The organism is Verrucomicrobiaceae bacterium, from assembly GCA_016713035.1.
Classification (GTDB): domain Bacteria; phylum Verrucomicrobiota; class Verrucomicrobiia; order Verrucomicrobiales; family Verrucomicrobiaceae; genus Prosthecobacter.
The window spans coordinates 562,856-578,784 of the sequence record JADJPW010000001.1 but is presented as its reverse complement, the minus strand read 5'-3'; the positions used below and the strand labels follow the sequence as shown (position 1 = coordinate 578,784).

At 58.9% G+C, this 15,929-nt stretch carries 17 protein-coding genes, 1 other RNA gene and 1 pseudogene; 14 read left to right on the top strand and 5 right to left on the bottom strand.

The features are described from left to right. Positions 1–30 precede the first annotated feature (30 nt). Positions 31–417, bottom strand: coding sequence for a transposase (locus IPK32_02405; protein MBK8090866.1), 387 nt, complete (start codon positions 415–417; stop codon positions 31–33). 31 nt (positions 418–448) lie between these two features. Here IPK32_02405 and IPK32_02400 point away from each other — a divergent pair, with 31 nt between their 5' ends. The 3 genes from IPK32_02400 to IPK32_02390 all read left to right on the top strand — a co-directional run bounded on the left by IPK32_02400 (position 449) and on the right by IPK32_02390 (position 3,047). Beyond that, positions 449–1,483 carry an IS630 family transposase gene (locus IPK32_02400; protein MBK8090865.1) on the top strand — a complete coding sequence of 345 codons (1,035 nt, stop codon included), beginning with the start codon at positions 449–451 and terminating at the stop codon, positions 1,481–1,483. Positions 1,484–1,923: 440 nt separating this feature from the next. Continuing rightward, positions 1,924–2,331, top strand: coding sequence for a hypothetical protein (locus IPK32_02395; GenBank protein MBK8090864.1), 408 nt, complete (start codon positions 1,924–1,926; stop codon positions 2,329–2,331). Then, positions 2,265–3,047, top strand: a complete 783-nt coding sequence (locus IPK32_02390; GenBank protein ID MBK8090863.1) for a hypothetical protein — start codon at positions 2,265–2,267, stop codon at positions 3,045–3,047. The genes IPK32_02395 and IPK32_02390 overlap by 67 nt, the downstream gene beginning before the upstream one ends. A gap of 11 nt (positions 3,048–3,058) precedes the next feature. On the opposite strand, the gene IPK32_02385 is transcribed toward IPK32_02390, so the two are convergent. Then, a complete protein-coding gene (locus tag IPK32_02385; GenBank protein ID MBK8090862.1) occupies positions 3,059–3,928 on the bottom strand; it encodes a class I SAM-dependent methyltransferase in 870 nt (289 codons plus the stop codon). Between the two features lie 136 nt (positions 3,929–4,064). Here IPK32_02385 and rnpB point away from each other — a divergent pair. The 3 genes from rnpB (at position 4,065) to IPK32_02370 (ending at position 5,677) form a co-directional block, all read left to right on the top strand. Then, positions 4,065–4,491, top strand: an RNA gene (gene rnpB / locus IPK32_02380) — RNase P RNA component class A. Between the two features lie 129 nt (positions 4,492–4,620). After that, complete coding sequence (locus tag IPK32_02375; protein MBK8090861.1) at positions 4,621–4,914, top strand: DUF971 domain-containing protein; 294 nt, start codon at positions 4,621–4,623, stop codon at positions 4,912–4,914. A gap of 31 nt (positions 4,915–4,945) precedes the next feature. After that, positions 4,946–5,677 (top strand): 4-hydroxy-tetrahydrodipicolinate reductase, encoded by a 732-nt coding sequence (locus tag IPK32_02370; GenBank protein MBK8090860.1) that lies wholly within the window; start codon positions 4,946–4,948, stop codon positions 5,675–5,677. 162 nt (positions 5,678–5,839) lie between these two features. Here IPK32_02370 and IPK32_02365 read toward each other — a convergent pair whose 3' ends face one another. Continuing rightward, on the bottom strand, positions 5,840–7,150 hold the full coding sequence (locus IPK32_02365) for a sulfatase-like hydrolase/transferase (protein MBK8090859.1): 1,311 nt from the start codon (positions 7,148–7,150) through the stop codon (positions 5,840–5,842). A 117-nt stretch (positions 7,151–7,267) separates the two neighbouring features. On the opposite strand from IPK32_02365, the gene IPK32_02360 reads away from it, so the two are divergent. Further along, positions 7,268–7,876, top strand: a complete 609-nt coding sequence (locus IPK32_02360; GenBank protein ID MBK8090858.1) for a right-handed parallel beta-helix repeat-containing protein — start codon at positions 7,268–7,270, stop codon at positions 7,874–7,876. Positions 7,877–7,884: 8 nt separating this feature from the next. On the opposite strand, the gene IPK32_02355 is transcribed toward IPK32_02360, so the two are convergent. Further along, entirely contained in the window at positions 7,885–8,871 is a 987-nt protein-coding gene (locus IPK32_02355) for a hypothetical protein (GenBank protein MBK8090857.1), read from the bottom strand. A gap of 189 nt (positions 8,872–9,060) precedes the next feature. On the opposite strand from IPK32_02355, the gene IPK32_02350 reads away from it, so the two are divergent. From IPK32_02350 to IPK32_02325, 6 genes are all read left to right on the top strand, one after another. Continuing rightward, entirely contained in the window at positions 9,061–9,288 is a 228-nt protein-coding gene (locus IPK32_02350; protein ID MBK8090856.1) for a zinc ribbon domain-containing protein, read from the top strand. 133 nt (positions 9,289–9,421) lie between these two features. Beyond that, entirely contained in the window at positions 9,422–9,922 is a 501-nt protein-coding gene (locus IPK32_02345; GenBank protein ID MBK8090855.1) for a DoxX family protein, read from the top strand. A 58-nt stretch (positions 9,923–9,980) separates the two neighbouring features. Then, on the top strand, positions 9,981–11,426 hold the full coding sequence (locus tag IPK32_02340; protein MBK8090854.1) for a Gfo/Idh/MocA family oxidoreductase: 1,446 nt from the start codon (positions 9,981–9,983) through the stop codon (positions 11,424–11,426). 108 nt (positions 11,427–11,534) lie between these two features. Beyond that, entirely contained in the window at positions 11,535–11,729 is a 195-nt protein-coding gene (locus tag IPK32_02335; GenBank protein ID MBK8090853.1) for a hypothetical protein, read from the top strand. A gap of 14 nt (positions 11,730–11,743) precedes the next feature. After that, a complete protein-coding gene (locus tag IPK32_02330; protein ID MBK8090852.1) occupies positions 11,744–12,307 on the top strand; it encodes a hypothetical protein in 564 nt (187 codons plus the stop codon). Between the two features lie 243 nt (positions 12,308–12,550). Further along, entirely contained in the window at positions 12,551–13,258 is a 708-nt protein-coding gene (locus tag IPK32_02325; GenBank protein MBK8090851.1) for a choice-of-anchor E domain-containing protein, read from the top strand. A gap of 45 nt (positions 13,259–13,303) precedes the next feature. On the opposite strand, the pseudogene IPK32_02320 reads toward IPK32_02325, so the two are convergent. After that, positions 13,304–15,287: pseudogene (locus IPK32_02320) on the bottom strand (amidophosphoribosyltransferase). Positions 15,288–15,423: 136 nt separating this feature from the next. On the opposite strand from IPK32_02320, the gene IPK32_02315 reads away from it, so the two are divergent. After that, the gene (locus IPK32_02315; GenBank protein ID MBK8090850.1) at positions 15,424–15,885 is read left to right on the top strand and encodes an acyl-CoA thioesterase; all 462 of its coding nucleotides are present in this window, start codon (positions 15,424–15,426) and stop codon (positions 15,883–15,885) included. The last annotated feature ends 44 nt before the right edge of the window (positions 15,886–15,929 follow it).

Genomic DNA, 15,929 nt, shown 5'->3' with positions numbered 1-15,929 from the left:
CTCTGGATAGGGGGTGCTTTTCAACCCGGATTATGCAATTGAGTAAGCGAACGGTGGTGGGCGAGCCTCGATTTGGCGGAAGATAGCGTCCATCCAGGGACGTTTTTTGCCAGGCAGTGAGAGCTTGAGCACTCGCTTTCGAGCGTGTTGTCTGACCCAACCGCCTATTGCAAAGCAATAGGATCGCAGCGTCGCCAAGGTGGCTTGATTGTGACTGTTGAGTCCAAAATGCCGGAACAGACTCATCAGATTGTATGCTACCATGATGAAGCGGAACGAGGCCTCCGTGGCCCAAAAAGTCCTGCAGGCAGAACGCGTCGAGGCCGAAGTCTTGCTTGAGCTCCTTGATCCTGTTCTCGCAGTCGGCCCGGCTGTTGTAGACCGGTCCTCAAAAAGAATGTCATATTGAGACTGTATTTTTTAGAATTTCGGTAATTAATAGGCGGCGGTGGCCCGCCCGTGCATCACACTCAATCTCGAAAACGCGACCTTGGAAGAGGTCTGCGTGGCGATGGATTGCTCACCCACGAAGAAGGGCTTTCGTCGGCTTCAAGCGCTGCGCTGGCTTTATGAAGGCAAGAGCCGCGAGCAAGTCGCTGACCTCTCAGGCTTCAGCCTGCGGCAGGTTTTGCGCTTCATCCAAGCCTTCAATCTCGCCGGCCTTGATGGTCTCATTCCCGGGCGTAGCAGCGGGCGTCGCCGCATCCTGCCCAAGGAACAGGTGAGCGATAAAATCCTACCTCTCATCGAAGATCCCTCACTGGCCGGACAAAGCCACTGGACCGCTGTGAAATTGCACGGCTGGATCAAGCAGAACCTGCAAACGCAACTCGGCTACAGCACCACCGTGCGCTATCTCCACGAGCACGATTACCGCCTCAAAGTTCCGCGCCCTTGGCCGCTCAATCAGGATGAGGACAAGCGCCAAGCCTTCTGCCAAAAGCTCCAGCGCTGGGTGGCCGATCCGAGCGTCGACTTGTGGTTCAGCGACGAAAGCGGCTTTGAAGGCGATCCGCGCCCGCGCCGTACCTGGACCAAGATCGGCAAGGTGCGCCACTCACCTTATCTCGGCGAGCACATCCGCTACAATGTGTTTGGCGCAGTGCGGCCCAAAGATGGACGTCTCGGCGCACTGCTCTTCAACCTGTGCGACAGCGTCACTTTTCAGGTGTTCCTTGACACTCTAGCTGAGGAGAATCCGCACGTGGCAGGACGCCGCGCCATCCTGGTGCTCGACAACGCCTCATGGCACAAGACCAAGAGTCTTAACTGGCACCACTTTGAGCCCGAGTATCTGCCACCACGCTCGCCCGATCTCAACGCCATCGAACGCTTGTGGCTGCGCATGAAGGCCGACTGGTTCAACGGCTGGATCGCCAAGACTTCCGAGCAACTTCAGGACCGTATCATCGAGTCCCTACGCTCTTTGTTCGACCAGCCATCCATCCTTCAGTCCCAGTGCCGCCCAAAGACGCGTTTATGACATTCTTTTTGAGAACCGGTCTAGCCACAATGCCGCTAAGCAAAAAAAGCGAAGAGGGGCGAAAAGAGTGCTGTATAACTGAGTAGCTGAGTCAACTAGCGGTAGATGGTAAAGCCATCCAGCCCACCGCGATACGAACATCATCTCTCTGCACGCATCCGCAAAAACTCGGCGTCGAGCAGTTGCCCGAGGAACTGCGGGCAGAGCCAACGCACCAAGGGCCGCGACGCAAACTTCTCGGTTGGCAACTCATCGCCGGCATGGTCGCCCAAAGTCTGCACGCTTGCGGCAGCCTACAGCAGATCATCGGTCGTTATTTTGCTGTGCGCATCAGGCTCCGCGGCGCTAAGCCAGCGTCGTTTGAAGATATCCACCCAAGCTTTCGATGCCTGCATGCGCCACTCCCTGGTGCCGCTAGCCTGTGAGCAGCGGCATCCAGCGTGTTTTTCGCCGGGCTGCGCTTGGTCGGCATCGACGGTGGGCAGTGGAACCTGCTTAACACCGTGCAGATCAACGCCCAAGTGCCCAAAAGCCGCAGTCGTCGTGCGCAGGCAGCCTTTGCCAAGCTCTCCATGAGCACGCTGGTCGAGCTCGGCACCCATGCACCGCTGGCCGTATCGATGTCACTGGGTGCGCTCAATGAGAAATCGCTGGCCGATCCGCTGCTCGCCGCGCTACCAGCTCGCAGCCTGCTCATCGCCGACCGCTATTACGGGCAGGCTCCGATGCTCAAAGAACTGCAAAAACATTCGCAGCGCACGCAGAGTCACTTTTGGTCCGAGTGCGGCAAAAGCTCTCCGTGCGAGTGCAAAGCGTGCATGCCGATGGCAGTGCGGAGGTGGTGGTGAGTCTGCGCGAGCGTGAGAGCCCATGCGCAGACTCGTCAACAACAGCTCCGTCCAAAGCTGACGAGAAGCAGACACCCGAGGCGAACAAAGCGCGGGGCCGCCCGCGCAAACATCCGCCGATGCGCCAGAGCGAGTTGCCAGTGCGCGAGATCGTGGGGCGAGTGCGCAACGCCGCTGGAGAGTGGGTGAAGGTGCGGCTGTGGACGAGCCTGAGCGTGCAGCAGGGCAGTGCGCGTGAGTTGTTGGCGTTGTATGCGAAGCGCTGGGAACAGGAAGTCTTTTACAAAGAACTCAAGCTCGTGCTTCACGGAGGGCATTTGCTCAGCGCACAACGCACCGAGACAGCACAGCAAGAACTCGCCGCGCTCCTCATCGCCAGCTCACTGGTGGCTGAGGAGCGACTAGCCTGCGCACAGAGCAGTGAGGATGAAGAAGTCCGGCAGGCAGGAGCGCTGCGCATCAGCATGAGCCACTGTTTGGAGCACACCGTAGCGCTGCTACTGGTGCTGGAGGCAGCGCAGGGCCTCATGGACGAGGCGGCACAAGGAGTGCTGGTGCGCCGAGTGCGAGAGCAAATCGCCCAAGCCGCGTTGCCAGCGCGACGAAGACGTAGTTGCCAGCGCAAGGTGCGACAGCCCGTGAGCAAATGGCCACGCCTGCTCTCGACCTCTTCTCTCCAAGCCAGCGACGATCTCATCATCGACCCTTTTGCTTAGCGGCATTGGGTCTAGGCCGTCCACCAGCAAAAGCTGCCGCTGGGGACGGGGAGGACGTGGGGTGCGCCGCGGAGCTGCATTTCGCCGTGGTCGAGGTGGCCGCTTTTTTGGGCGAAGCTCTGCTTCAGGAGGTGATGGAGGGCGATGGGGGTCAGCTCGGGGGTGTGGCAGGAGAGGAGGACGCCGAGGGGCTCTTCGGAGAGTAGTTTGGCCAGTAGGGCGAGCAGCGGTGGGAGGTCGTTTTCGATTTTGAAGACTTCTCCTTTGGCTCCACGGCCGTAACTAGGCGGGTCGAGGATGATGAGGTCATAGCGGCGCTCGCGGCGCAGCTCCCGCTCGAGGAATTTGGTCACGTCATCGACGATCCAGCGGATGGGGTGCTGCTGGAGGGCATTGAGCGCGGCGTTTTGGCGTGCCCAGTCCACCATGCCCTTGGAGGCATCGACATGGCAGACCTCTGCGCCTGCGTGTGCGGCGGCGAGGGTGCTGCCACCGGAGTAGGCGAAGAGATTGAGCACGCGGGCAGGGCGGGCGTGCTTCTTGGAGTAGGCGGTGCAGACCTCGCGGATGCGTAGCCACTGATCACGCTGCTCTGGGAAGATGCCCAGGTGGCCGAAGTCGGTGCTGCTGAGCTGAAAGCGGCTGCCATCGACGTCGATGCTCCAGGATTCCGGCAGGCGATCTCGCCCGCGCCATTGATTGCCGCCATCGCGGAAAAAGGTGGCGGTGGCCTGCTGCCACTCATGCTTTGGCAGGGTGGGCTGCCAGACGGCCTGCGCACAGGGGCGTGAGAGCACCACGGGGCCGAAGCGCTCGAGTTTCTGAAAGCCGCCGCTATCGAGCAGGGCATAGGAGGCAGATGAGGTAGGAGTGGAGGGCATGTAGGGGCGGACCAGGATAGACGAGGCGCATCCATGCCGAATGCTGGCGGAATGTCGAAGACCGAATGCCGAGGAAACATTCGGGGGAGTGGGGAAGAGGTGTTGCCAGCATGCGCTTGGGGGCCTAGTCTGGTGGCGGATCAGCCGGAGTGATCGCTGGTCCTGCATCGCGAGATGTGGGGCGAGAGGAAAGTCCGGACACCACAAGGCAGCATGCCATGCGCAAGCATGGGGGGCGCGGCGCAAGCCTCGTTCACAGACAGTGTCACAGAAAATAGACCGCCTCCCGCGCAAGTGGGGGTAAGGGTGAAAAGGCGGGTAAGAGCCCACCGCCCCGACCGCGAGGAAGGGGGCACGACAAACCTCATGCGGTGCAAGACAGAACAGGAGAAATGGCCCGCCTGGCCGTAAATCCCGCAAGGGATGGATAGCTCCGGGTACTAGTCGCGCTGTCGCCGTGAGGCGGGGCGGGCCGGGCAACCGGTCTGACAGATAAATGATCATAGCGCGGTGCCGCGAGGCCCCGCGATACAGAATCCGGCTTATGAGGGCTGGTCCGCCAATGAGGGCACCGGGGGGAGATACCCCGGTGCCCTCTCTTTTTTGGTTCATCCCGGCATGATTTAGCGCTGCTGGGAGCAGGGGATCATTGCGCAATGCTGCATTCTGGTTTCCTATCCGCCCCCTCTTTTATGTTGGCACCTACACGCATCGAACTCATCGGCTCTGAAGTCGCTCTCGCTTGGAGCGATGGCGCAGAGCAGTTCATCCCGATGGAGAGCCTCCGTGCGGCCTCCCCGAGTGCAGAGAATACGGGGGAGCGTGATCTGCTGGGTCGCCAGATCGGTGGCACGGATCAGAAGCACTTCCCCGGCGTCATGGTGCGTGATTGGCGCATGATCGGTGGCTATGCCATTCAGTTCGATTTCAGCGATGGGCATAATACGGGGCTCTACACCTTCGATTACTTGCGTGCTTTGACCTGATCGTTTTTTCACTCCTCATTCTTCTACTACTATGCCCACACTCCTCATCACTGGCTGCAATGGCCGCATGGGTCAGGCGCTGATCCGCGCGGCTGATTCTCAAAATGTCCCTGTGAATGCCGCGATCGACCTCGGGGATTCGTTGCCAGATGCCTTGGCGAAATGCGATACGGTGATCGACTTCACCTCCCACCATTTTTGTGATGAGCTGCTGGGCGAGTGCCTGCGGCAGAATAAGCGCCTGGTCATCGGCACCACGGGCCATACGAATGCGCAGCTCGCAGCGATCCGTGAGGCATCGGCAAAGCTGCCCATCGTCTTCGCATCGAATTACAGCGTGGGTGTAAACACGCTCTTCTGGCTCACGCGGAAGGCCTGTGAGCTGCTGGGGCCGGATTTTGACCTGGAAGTGGTGGAGATGCATCACCGCATGAAAAAGGACTCTCCCAGTGGCACCGCGCGGACGCTGGTGGAGGTGCTGATGGATGTGCGTGGCCTGCAATATGATGAAGACTGCCGCCATGGCCGATTCGGCGATGTGGGAGCCCGTACACCGAAGGAAATCGGCGTGCACGCCATCCGTGGCGGGGACGTGGTGGGTGATCACACCGTGATTTTTGCCAATACAGGCGAGCGAGTGGAGCTGACGCACAAAGCCAGCTCACGCGATACCTTTGCCAATGGTGCCGTGCGTGCGGCTGTGTGGCTGGATGGGCAAAAACCAGGCCTCTACAGCATGCAGGACGTGCTGGGGCTGAAGTGAGTGCCGTGGCACCCAAGCTCCTGGCTGACTTGAATTTTTATCCACAGATTTCTCAGATTACGCAGATGGGATTTCATCTGTGAAATCTGCGTAATCTGTGGATACAACCTTGAGGTTACTTTCGCGTCCTTACAGCAGCCAAGTTCGGTTGCTCCTGACAAACTATGGCGTCCACCATGCGTCGAGCTTTTCGGCGAGGCGCAGTACTTTATCACGCTGCTCTTGAGCGAGGTTTTTTTCCTCGGTGGGATCGGCGTTGAGGTCGTAGAGCTCGGGGATGTCTTTGGGCTGGTTGGCGATGTTTGGGATGATCAGCTTGTCATGGCCGTCGATGATCCAGCGCCAGCGTAGGCTGCTCTGGGCGGGGTTTTCCATGCTGATGTAGTTGTGCGTGAAGCACTCGCCGAAAATGGCGCGGCGACCTGTGACCGCCGCGTCATCGAGGAGGTCGATGCCGTGCATTTTAGCTGTAGGAGCGAGTCCGGCGGCTTTGAGCAGCGTGGGGGCGAGGTCGATGCTCTGAGCGAGGCCATCGTGCATGCGGGGCTTCACTTTGCTGGGCCAGCGGATCATGATGGGGGTGCGCAGGCCGCCGTCGTATTGGCTTTGCTTGGATTTATCGGCGTAGCGGCCTGTCTGTGGATTGGTGATCCAGCCGTTGTCGGTGACATAGACGATGATGGTGTTCTCTTTGAGGCCCTGGTCGTCGATGTGCTTCACGAGCTCGCCGCAGGTTTCATCAAACCACTCGACCATGGCGTAGTATTTAGCGACGTGGAGGTTGGGGACTTTGTCTTTGTATTTCGCGAGCAGGCGGTCTGGTGGCGTGTGTGGATCATGCGGCATCATGGGCGCATACCAGACGAGGAAGGGCTTTTGCTGCTTCTTTGCCTCGCCGATGAAGTCATAGATGGGCTGCATGGTCTTGCGGCCGATGTCGAGTCCCTTGTCTCCATGGCGTCCGCCCTCGGTCATGCCGTGGGTGAAGCCACCGCGTGAGTAGTGCTTTTGCCACCATTTGCCTGTCTGGAGGCTGAGGTAGCCTTTTTCTTTGAGCTGGGAGGGCAGGGTGCCTGCGGCTTCGAGGAATTGGCTCATTTTTTCCCGTCCGGCCTCAAAGGCGGGATTGGCGGCTTGCGGGCCTTTTTTCTTCTTCGCTTTGCCCTTGCCCTCTCCGGGCACCAGCGGCGGATCGTTGCTAGTGACGAGGTGCTGATGCGGATACTGGCCAGTGATGATGGTGGCGAGGCTGGGGCAGCAAAGGCTGCTCGTGACGTAGCCACGCTTGAAGGTCAGGCTCTCGGCGGCGAGTCGGTCCAGGTGTGGCGTCTGCACCGTGGGATGCCCCATGAAGCCGTAATCGCTCCATAGATGATCGTCAGAGATGACCATGACGATGTTGGGCGGTGCATCCGCAGCCGGTAGGAGCGTCGCGGTGAGTGTGAGTGCGAGGAGCAGGAGAATGGACTTCATAAAGGTGATGGCGTGAACGGAAGGGCAGGGCAGTTTCTTTTCACTGGGATGGAAGAGCGGCTGGTCGTGGGCTGTTTTTCCATGTATCTGCCACGGATGATGCTGCGTTGCCTATTGATGTCCCTTTTCGCTCTGAGCTCGGCGCATGCGCTGAGCTCGGCGGAGCTTCAGCGCTTTCTGGATGAGGCGTTGAAGTCCGAAAAGGGCAGTGAGGTGGTGATCCCGCCTGGGCGGCATGAATTGGAGAAGCCGCTGGTGATCCGTGATGCGCATAAGCTGCTCATCGCCGGACTGGATGCCGATACCACCATCCTCTTGCCCAAAACCACCGCCTTTGAGCTGCACGGGAAGTGTGAGTCCGTGCTCATCCGTAAATTGACCATCGAGGGCGGCACCACCGCTCTGGTGGCGGATGATGTGACCGGACTGCGTGTGGAGCGCTGCTTTTTTCCGAATCAAAGCGCCGCCTGCATCACACTGAAGAACGCTGCGGAGTCCCAGATCCAGGACTGCACGCTGCGTGATGGCGGTGGCAGCAGCGGCATCCTGCTGGAAAAATGCCGTGAGGTGCAGGTGCGGCATCTCTTCATCGCTCGGATGCAGGCGGCGGTGCAGCTCAAAGACTCCAAAAACTGCCGTGTGGAGCAAAATGACTTCCTGAGCTGCGCCGAAGCTGTGATCGGTCAACTAGGCGGACACCGCGTGGCGGACAATGAATCGCGGTGATGGCCGCTTCAGGCCTGCTTGAGCTCTGCAAAGACCAATTTGCCCGCGCTAGTCATGTGGGCACCGCAGACGATGACCGCGACCGTTTGGCCGATGAGCTGCGCAGAGTGATTCACCACGATCATGGTGCCATTTTCCAGGTAGCCGATGGCTTGATGCTTTTCTTTGCCCGGCTTCGTCAGGGTGATGCTGAATTCATCGCCCGCCGCAGTCTCGACGACGAGTGCGGATGCTAGCTCGGGCAGGCTCAGCACAGTGATGCCGCGCAGGCGTGCCACGCGTGCCAGACTCTCATCATGCGTGAGTAGCCGGGCATTCACCTCGCGGGTGAGGGCGACGAGCCGTGCATCGGCACTCATTTTGGCATCACCCGCGTCCTCATGGATGGTCACGCGCATGTCCTTGATGCCACGGAGCTTCTCCATTTGCTCCAGGCCGCGTTTGCCCCGTGCAGCGAGCGCGGCGTCCGTGGAGTCCGCCATGCGCTGGAGCTCATCCAGCACGAAGCGCGGCACCACGGCCGTGCCATTCAGAAAACCCGTCTCAAACAGACGCGGCACCCGTGAATCATACGAGGTGCCGACATCCAGCACCACCGGCTCGCCCTCGGAGGCCTCACGGCGAAAGCGCACAAAAGGGATCAGAAAGGCGAAATTCTCCCGGTCACTGCGCAGGGCAAAGGTGATGCCTAGATAAGAGAGGACTCCATAAATACAGAAGCCGAAGATGCTGCGCGTAGCTACGGAGTATTCCTGGCTCTTGATGTAATCGAGCTCGAAAATATCCACACGAGTGACCAACCAAGCGCAGAGCAACCCGATGGCCAGCCCGATGGTGGCATTGGAGAACTCCCGCAGTGTGGAGCGATTCAGCACATGATCTAGAGTGAGCAGCACCCCCCAATACCCGACTCCCAACAGTGCACCTAGCCAAGCTGGTTGCCCAAAACTCAGTGTCGCGGCCATGCCGACAAAGACCGAGAGAGAAAAAAACACGGCCCGAACGAGTCGTAGAGTCCAGGAGGATTTCATAGTGGAAGAGGCCGCACCGCATACCGACAAACCCGCCATGCCGCAAGAGCCATATCAGGCACCGGACATGGAGAAAGATCCCAAGCCAGCATGCATCTACCGCATTGACGAAAACCGTTCTTACAATCAGTAAATCCGACATCATCCACTCCAATGCCAACCTACATCTACGAAACCATCCCCCAAACTGAAGGCGAAGCCCCCAAGCGCTTCGAAGTGCGTCAGAGCATGAAAGACGCCCCCTTCACGCACCACCCGGACAATGGCACCCCCGTCCGCCGTGTCCCCATTGGTGGCACGGGTATGATGGGCGGTGGGACTAGCAGCTCACCCGCCCCACGTGGTGGTGGTGGCTGCGGTAGTGGCTGCGGGTGCCATTAATCTGAAAAGATAGGAAAGGAAGCCCCTGCCAACTTACGACTTTCTGCTGGATTTCCCCCCTATCACCCGCCAGAATCCGCGCCCCTCGCCCGTTCATTTCGGCCCCCAACCTCACCTAACCCCGTCCACCATCATGTCTGAAGGCTCCCACGCTCACAAATGCTGCTCCAATCTCGCTCCAGCTTACGCCCACCTCCTGCTGCGTCTCTGGGTCGGTCTGCGTCTTTTCATGGCTGGACTGGACAAGTTCCGCTGGGGCAACGGCCCGACGACCACCTTTGCGCTGGAAAACTACGAGAAAAAGTCCGCCCCCATCGCCAAGCTGATGACTGAAAACTCCTTCCTCCCGGAGTCCATGTGCCAATCCTTTGCCTCCGTGATCGGCTACATCCTCCTGCCCGTCGGCCTGTGGGTCATCGTCGGCCTTTTCGCCGAGCTGGGTCTCCTCGCTGCTGGTCTGGTCTTCCTCATGCTGGGCTTTGGTCTCTCCGCACTGCCAGATGACAATGAAATGGTCACCAACATCGGCCTTTCCATCGGTCTGACCGCTTTGGCGCTCATGACGGCCCACGCCAAGAAATTCTCCCTCGACGGCATCCTACGCGGCAAGAAGAAAGCAGCATGCGCGGAGTAATCCGCCCTTCGCTGTCACCCTTTTTTCGCCCGCCCATTCTCTCGTGACCCTCACAAGCATGAATACCACGCCCGCCCCCCTTTCCCGCTACCTTGATCGCCGCGGCTTCATCCGCACCGCCGCGCTCACAGGCAGCGCCGTCCATCTCGTCACCAGCAAGACCGCCATCGCCCAGCAGACCGCCGCAGGCCGCACCATCAAGTGCGCCCTCATCGGCTGCGGAGCTCAAGGTAAGGCGCTGCGAATCGCCTCCAAAGACGTCCCCGGCATCCAGTGGGTCGCCATGTGCGACATTTGGAAGTACTCCATCGCCCAAACTCGCGGTGGCTTCCTCACCGAAAACAAACATCAGGTCGATGGGCAGATCCAGATCTACGAAGACGTCGAGGAAATGCTCACCAAGCAGACCGACATCGAGGCTGTTTTCATCGCCACGCCGGACTTCCTGCACGCGCCCATCTCCCGCCTCTGCCTCTCCAAAGGCAAACAGGTCTATTGCGAGAAAATGATGTCCAACAGCATCGAAGGCGCACTCGACATGGCCAAAGCAGGCAAAGAATTCGGCGGTCAGGTCTTCCAGATCGGCCACCAGCGCCACAGCAGCCCCCGCTACATCAATCTGCGGGAAAACATCATCAAAAAGGGCCTCCTCGGTCGTGTCACTCACTGCTACGCCCAGTGGAACCGCGGCGTCTCCGGCTCCACACCCCTCGCCCCGGTCAAAAACTACGACATCGACCAGGGCGTGCTCAGCAAGCACGGTTACAACAACTTCTTTGAGTACCGTAACTGGCGCTTCTTCGCCAAATACGGCGGAGGCCCTCTCTCCGACCTCGGAGCCCACCAGATCGACATGTTCAACTGGATGTACGAAGCCACCCCCGTCTCCGTCATCGCCACTGGCGGTGTGGACTACTACGACGGCAAGGATGGCCGCCCGCAGTACGAACTGCCGGACAACATGATGTGCCTCTATGAGTTCCAGACCAAAATGGGCCTCCTCCGCGCCTACTACCAGGTGCTGACCACCACCGGCTCCCAGGGGGCCTATGAAAAGCACATGGGTATCCAGGGCACCGCCATCATCTCCGAACTCGAAACCAACGGCAACCAGCTCTACGCCGAACCCGGTGCCAACTTGGACGACATCGCCCTTCAGGCCGATGCGCCCATCTTCAAAGCGCAGGAAAAGGCCAAAAACAAATTCTGGGAGCACCCACGTGACTGGGAAAAGCCCAAGCCCCCGTCCTACGGTGCCGTCAGCCTCGCCGACGCCCGCGAGAGCAAGGCACTCTCCCAGTGGGAACTCGCTGGAAAGATGAAGTTCAAATCCCACGGCCATCACATCAACAACTTCATCGAAGCCGTGCAGGCCAAAAACCCCGCCCATGTCACCTGCCCGGTCGATATGGCCTACCGCTCCTGCGTCACCGTCCTCAAAGCCTACGAAGCCGCCAAAACCGGCTCCAAATACATCTTCAAGCCCGAGGACTTCGCCATCTGAGTCAATCCTGATTCTGGATTCATGATTCCTGATTCGCCCCTCGCGACACGGAAGCTGAATCAGGAGTCAGGAATCTAAAATCAGAAATCCATCTCCCCCAAAAAACACATGAAACGCACCACACTGACCCTTGGCAGCCTTGCGCTCGCCCTCACCCTTGCCGCCTGCGGTAAGAAGTCCGACTCCGCCGCACCTGCCGCCGCTGGTAGTGCACCGGCTGCTGCTCCTGCTGCCGCCGCCGCACCCGCCGCCGCACCGCCGCCGCTGCCGCCCCTGTTGGCGAGCAGGAAGAAGTCGTCCTGAAATTCCCCACCGCCATGTTCATCGGCACCCCCACGCCGACCGAGCTGCCCAACCTCGAAAAGCCAGATCCTTCCAAAGTCATCAAGACCTTCATGGCCGCCAAAGGCACTGTGAACGTCGCCCAGGGCAAGAAAGTCACGTCCTCTGACACCGCCCCCATCATCGGCGACCTCACCCTCGTCACCGACGGCGATCCTGACGGTGCAGACGGCTCCTTTGTCGAGCTCATGCCCGGCCTCCAGTGGGTGCAGATCGACCTCGAAAAGAGCCACGACATCGGCAAAGTCGCCATGTGGCACTACCACAAGCAGGCGCAGGCCTACATCGACGTCATTGTTCAGGTATCTGACGATGCCGAGTTCAAAAACGGCGTCACCACCATCTTCAACAGCGACCACGACGAAACGCAGAAGATGGGCAAAGGCGCTGACCCAGCCTACATTGAAACCAACCACGGCCGTGTCATCGACGGCAAAGGAGCCAAAGGCCGCTATGTCCGCCTCTGGAGCGCTGGCAACACCGCCAGCGACATGAACCACTACTGCGAAGTGCAGGTCTATGCCGTCCCCGCGAAGTAATTCGTGATTTGAGCCACGCTCTAAGCCGCCGCGCTGTGAAAACAGTGCGGCGGCTTTTTTGTGTCGCGAATGCCTTCCATGCCTACTCGCCATCAATGGCTATACCGTTCTACAGCCATTCAGCAGCCCTCTTGGAGCTGTTTGTAAAGATTTCCTAGCAGTCTTAAATTATTAAATATATGGCAAAAGTGTAAATTTAATTTGATATATATTATAAAATAGTTAGAACTATGTAATTCTAATATGAAGAAACAGCTAAAAACATCGCTAGCCACAATTCTGCTAATTTTGGCATTTTCTGCGTCTTCTAAGGCGGATACGGTTTCTGGCGGTAGTGGTACCTTCAGCGCCCTTTGGGCGAATGCAACCGGGTCGAACTATACCAACAGCTTTACCTATAACCTTTTCGATTCGAATCTAGGAACCCTGAACAGCGTGGAGTTCTGCCTTGTAACGGAGGGAACCGGGGACTGGTCGGCAGAATTCGGGCCAGGCTCAACGCCTCCGCAACTCGATATTACGATGTTCGGTGGGCAAACCATCAATGTGGATGGGGGGAGCGCTTGGTTGACTGCTGGGTTTGTGCCGGTGATCGACAATTATGACATTGCAGACTCTGTCACGGTCTTGAACGTCACCACTCCTTTCAGCATTATGTCGCCCACGAATGGCCCCTCCTTTGCATGGTCGGACTCGACGGTGTATAACCTGCCGAATACCTCTCTCTTCATCGGCACGGGCACGGCTTCTGCCACATTTACTGCGGATGCTCTTATTAGCTATATTTCGACTCCCGCTGAGGCTGTGGCGCTTGAAGGTCACAACTACGATTGGTCCAGTCTGTGGGAGGTGAAGTACCATTACACACCGGTGCCAGAGCCGGGCTCTGCGATTCTGCTCGGTGTCTCTAGCCTCGCACTGCTCCGCAGGCGTCGTGGAAAGACTTTGTGAAACACAAAGTCGGTCTCTAGTTTGGATTGGAGAGGCTAAACTGCCTTAAAGCAGTGCTTCGTGGGCGCGGCCACTTTTTGCTTCGCAGTAGAGGATGAAGCTGTTGTTCACAGTGGCATATCCACCTGGGGTGGGGGTAGTCGCCGCTGAAGTACCAATCTCCGAATTCGGCTCCAAGGGCGTTGTGGAGGCCTGGGATGGTCTGGTAGATGACTTTCACTTCGCCGTGCCAAGGGGTCTCCTCGGGGCTGATCATTTGGGCGACTTTGTGGCTGATTTCTTCGTCGCTGAAGGGGGCGTAGATGGCCTTCACGGCATTGCGCATTTGGTCCTTGGGCTTTCTGAGCTCGGCTTTGCAGGCATCGTAGGTCTCGCCGATGACGTGGCTCTGACCGCGCTCGCGTAGGAGAGACACAGCAGCCTGGAAGGCGATGAATTTGCCAAGCTCGGCCATGTCGATGCCATAGCAGTCTGGGTAGCGAATCTGCGGCGCGGTGGAGCAGACGATGATGCGCCGTGGATTGGTGCGGGCGAGGATGCGCAGGAGGCTTTTCTTCAGGGTGGTGCCGCGCACGATGGAGTCGTCGATGACGACGAGGTTGTCCTTCTCCGTGACGACACCGTAGGTGATGTCGTAGCTGCCGGAGACGAGCGCATCACGCCCTGTCTCCTGGGCGATGAAGGTGCGCATTTTGATGTCTTTGAGGGCGATTTTTTCGGCGCGGGGCCAATTCCGCAGGACGAGATCATCGAGTTTCCTTTCGTCCTCGGCATCGAATTTACCGTCTTTGAGCATTTCGACCAAGGCGTCACGCACCACGGAGCGGCGTGCTTTTCGCAGGCCATCGAGGAAGCCGAAGTAGGCCGTCTCGGCCGTATTCGGGATGAAACTGAGCACGGTGTGCTCGAAGTCATTGTCGATGGATTCGACGACTTGGGGGACGAGTTCTTCCCCGAGTGCCTTCCGCTGGCGGTAGATGGCGGAGTCGTTGCCGCGGGAGAAGTAGATGCGCTCGAACGAGCAGGGCTTGAAGTCCCTGGCGGGGGTGAAGGGCTGGAGGCTCTGTGTCCCATCTGCCTTGATGACCATGACATGGGCAGGGGGGAGCTCATGGATGTCCCCCTCCTCGATACCAAAGACGGACATGAGCGCGACACGCTCACTGGCCATGACGAAGATCTCGTCGTTCTCGTAATAAAAGCAGGGCCGTATGCCGCTGGGGTCACGCATGGCGAAGAGGTCGCCATTTCCCACGACGCCGACGATGGCGTAGCCGCCGTCCCAGTTTTTGGCGGAGGTTTTGATGATTTGCCCCACATCGAGCCGCTCGCTGATGAGGTCTGGTATCTCGGTGCCTAGCACGCCGCTGTCTCGGATGGTGTGGTAGAGCTCGGTGTGTGCCTCATCGAGCTGGAAGCCTATTTCTTCGAGCACGCTCTGTGTGTCGGTGCCGAAGACGGGGTGCTGACCACGCTTGAGCATGATTTGGTTCAGCTCGTTGGTGTTGGTGAGGTTAAAGTTTCCCATCACCATGAGGCTGCGGGTGGGCCAGGTGCTGCGGCGCACATAGGGGTGCAGTGCTCCTTTGCCAAAATCGCCGGTGGTGCCGTAGCGCAGGTGTCCGATATAGATTTCCCCTGCCATCTCGAACTCGCGTTTGATGGCGGCGGGATCTTCTTCGAAGGGGATGAATTCACGCCCTTCCTGGTCGCGTTCGTCTTTGCGCTGTTTGTCGATGCGGCGTGCGATGCGCTTCATTTCCTTGCGCAGCTCATCAAAGGCCTGGCCGATCCGCTCCACGCTATCGGTGCTGCGCTCTCGGAACATATAAGGTAGGCCTGCGGGCATGCCCAGTTTGCAGCAGCCGATGCCGAAGCCGTCCTGGCCGCGATTGCGCTCCTTTTGCATCAGCGCCTGGAGGGCATCCAGGCCGTACAGGGCGTTGCCGTATTTGGTATGATAGTAGCCAAGCGGCTTTTTCAGCCGCACGACGGCTATGCCGCACTCATGCCGGATCGGGTCGCTCATTCAGTGGAAAAATAAAGGAAAAGGGAAGGGGAGTGCCCATCCATGGAGAGTGCGGAGAGGCATGCAAGAGATGGCGCGGAGTTTTTGACCGGAATGCTTGCGCGGGGCGGCTTTCCGCCCTCCATTCGTCACCATCATGGCCCACCGCTTCACCTGCTCCGAGCGCGTTCAGTTTTCCGACACCGATTTGGCGGGGATTGTGCATTTCTCGAACTTCTTTCGCTATATGGAGCGTGTCGAGCATGCCTTCTTTCGGAGCCTGGGCTTTTCCATTGTCGATCCTGCCCACATGGGGGAGGAGCGTGTCGGGTGGCCCCGTGTTCATGCCTCTTGCGACTACATGGCTCCACTGCATTTCGAGGAGGAGTTCGAGTGCGAGCTGCTCGTCGAGGAAGTCCGCTCCAAGGTGATCCGCCACCTCGTGCGTTTTTGGAAAAAGGATGGCGTGCTCGCCGCAGAAGGCCGCGTCACCGCTGCCTGTGTGCGCCGAGATCCCGCCACGGGCAAAATGAAGGCGATCGAGATCCCCACTCGCTTCCGCGAAAAGATCGAGCCCGCTCCGCATGAGCTGCTGAAGCGGCCCGAGCGCCATGTCTGAGGCCCTTTTGATGGAAGAAGCCGCGCTCAGGCCGTATATGCCTG